This window comes from Micromonospora sp. HM5-17 (assembly GCF_003762835.1).
In the GTDB taxonomy this organism is placed as follows: domain Bacteria; phylum Actinomycetota; class Actinomycetes; order Mycobacteriales; family Micromonosporaceae; genus Plantactinospora.
Genome location: NZ_RJWA01000029.1, coordinates 1 through 2,316, shown reverse-complemented (window position 1 = coordinate 2,316; position 2,316 = coordinate 1). Strand labels below are relative to the sequence as shown.

Sequence of the window (2,316 nt, the reverse complement as noted above, 5' to 3'; positions counted from 1 at the left end):
ACGCTATGCACCGGCTATGCGGCGTGGCTTCCGATCTCCTCCCGGAGCTCCTTGGCGAGGCTCGAACCGCGATACCGCTCAGCGTTCAACATGCTTGCGATCCGGGTCATCCGCTTCTTGATCCAGGAAATCTGGCGCTCTTTCGGCAGTTCCAGGACGGGCCGCAAGGCTGTATAGGTGGCGTCAAGTTCGCCGAGCTGAAGATGAGCAGTCGCCTGATATACGTGAGCTAGCGCCTCGTCATCAAGTGAGCGAGCTTCAGGCGTTTCGTTCTCCCACATCTCGATAGCCCGCTTGGCTTCCCGCACGGCACGTTCTGCGTCGGCGGCACCAGGGAGCCAAATCAAGCTACTACCGGCGTAGTAGTGCTGTTTTGCTTCTGAAAAGGTGAACAAGCCTTGAACGGAGTCGGCGGAGTCCAACTCCTCACGTTCGCGCTGCGCCTGGTCGAGCGCCGCATTCGCTCCCTTGGAGTCTCCAAGGTTGGCACGGCATTGCGCCAGGCCACACAGTAAGCGCAGGCGGCCGGTTCCCGGGGCAGGGCGAGACAACCCGTCGAGTACGTAGGACAAGGCCGTATTGTAATCGGCGCTGAACCGGGCAATCAGGCTTTGCGTTCCCCGCACCCACGCCCGAAGCTCATTGTCTGAAGCTCGCTCGGCGCAGGTCCAAGCCACGGCGGCATGTACCATTGCGCCGTCTGCGTCGCCCAGGTCGAGCGCGGCGTATGCCAGGACACCTTGGATACGACCAAGAATCACGTAGATGTCGGCTAGCTCGTGCGGCCGATAGTGGTGTTGCCGAAGCCGACGAATCACCTCGCTCCGCAGCTCTACTGCGGATTGCAGCATCGGTCCTGGCGGAGTAGCAAGGTAATCCACAGCAAGGGCTCTGACACCTTGATCAATCTCAGAAAAAAGGAGCTGTTCGTCCGGGGCAGACAGGAGTCGGAGTGAATCTTTGACGGATGCAGTCAGCAAACGGCCTATTCGTTCGGATTCGCGACGGTCTTCAGCCTCAGCCTGCCACGCTTCGATGAGGACACCATGTGCCTCTAATGCCGAGTCTGCTAGGTCGGCGAACTGACGATCGGGAAACTTTTCACCCTGCTCAACCTTCCCGATATACCCCCGGTTGAAACGAATTCTCTCTCCGAGATCGCGTAGCGACCATCCGTGAGTGACCCGCAGGTCTCGCAGTAGCTGACCGAACCGTATGGGCGTGCTCATGTCTCAAGCCTCATCGCTGCGGATACCTCCGGCATCTCGCCAGCTGTCGCCTGTATTGACTACCGGCAGATGGACGACAGCTAGGTCTCGTTCTAGATCGACTACGCGGGCAAGCTGGAGCGCAGTGATCAACCGGGACAAGTAAGGAGTCGCGCGCTGATGCCGTACGGGGCAGTCGACAACCAGCTTCGCAAGCTGTCCGAGCAGCTTGCTTGGTTGGACTTCGAGCTGCACGGTCTCCGCGAACGTGTCGAAGACCTCGTCACTGACGGCGGCTTGCCTGCTCCAGCTCCTCGACCCGCTCAGTCAAGCGGCGAAGGTGCTCCGTGAGGTCCTGGACCTGACGCACAACGGCCGACAAACTCACCTCTGGCTCCTCGACGTTGGCGTCGGTGCGGACGAAGACGCCTTTGCCGTGCCGGGCTACGACTAGCCCGGAGTCACGGAGTACCCGTAGTGCTGCCTGGACCGTGCCCTTGGCCACCTGGTGGCGCTCGGCCAGCTCGGCGATCGACGGTAGCTGCGAACCGGGGGGAAATTCCCCTCGCCCTATGCCGTCGCGCAGCGAGTCAGCTAGCTGCTGGTAGGGCGGCCGGCTGTCGTCATCCAACCTCATTTGCCCAGCGTACCGCCTCAGCTTGGTGACTCAACTCAGCCTACTGTGTTGACAGTGTCGACTCAGTCGGTATAGTTGTCTCATCGGGTCGTGACAAGCGGCAACGTAGGGAGATCGAAAGATGCGGAACATCCCGGTGGACCTGTCCGGCTACAAGCTGCGGGTGGTGGAGGAGCCGTCGATCAAGGCGGATCAGGACGGCCGGGTGATCACGGCGTATGGGACGGATGACCCGCTGTACACGGTGGCGGTGTTCGCCAAGCCGGTTGCCACGGAGGACGGCTATCGGGGGAAGGGCGAGGAGTTGAAGGTCACTCTTACGACTGACCCGGGTCAGGTTGAGGAGGGTTCGTTGGTGGAGCTGATCGGACCGACCGTGTCGCACTGGGAGCGGGATGGCCGGTCGGGTCTGACGTGGAAGGCCCGCGGGCTCAAGGTCCTTAACTGACCTGCTTCGGCCCCGCCCCTGCC

3 protein-coding genes are annotated in these 2,316 nt (G+C 61.5%); 1 reads left to right on the top strand and 2 read right to left on the bottom strand.

Translation table 11 applies throughout. From position 1 onward, the window contains the following. Positions 1-14 precede the first annotated feature (14 nt). Both EF879_RS26775 and EF879_RS26770 read right to left on the bottom strand, forming a co-directional pair. The gene (locus tag EF879_RS26775; protein ID WP_123563359.1) at positions 15-1,229 is read right to left on the bottom strand and encodes a helix-turn-helix domain-containing protein; all 1,215 of its coding nucleotides are present in this window, start codon (positions 1,227-1,229) and stop codon (positions 15-17) included. Between the two features lie 262 nt (positions 1,230-1,491). Next, positions 1,492-1,845: a GntR family transcriptional regulator gene (locus EF879_RS26770; RefSeq protein WP_123563357.1), complete on the bottom strand. Its 354-nt coding sequence runs from the start codon at positions 1,843-1,845 to the stop codon at positions 1,492-1,494. A 121-nt stretch (positions 1,846-1,966) separates the two neighbouring features. Between EF879_RS26770 and EF879_RS26765 the strand changes: the two genes are divergently transcribed. Next, a complete protein-coding gene (locus tag EF879_RS26765; RefSeq protein WP_123563355.1) occupies positions 1,967-2,293 on the top strand; it encodes a hypothetical protein in 327 nt (108 codons plus the stop codon). The last annotated feature ends 23 nt before the right edge of the window (positions 2,294-2,316 follow it).

What these genes read in the sequence shown, in the direction of transcription:
- EF879_RS26770 (WP_123563357.1), bottom strand. Translation starts at nt 1,845, where the DNA reads ATGAGGTTGGATGACGACAGCCGGCCGCCCTACCAGCAGCTAGCTGAC.
- EF879_RS26765 (WP_123563355.1), top strand. Translation starts at nt 1,967, where the DNA reads ATGCGGAACATCCCGGTGGACCTGTCCGGCTACAAGCTGCGGGTGGTG.
- EF879_RS26775 (WP_123563359.1), bottom strand. Translation starts at nt 1,229, where the DNA reads ATGAGCACGCCCATACGGTTCGGTCAGCTACTGCGAGACCTGCGGGTC.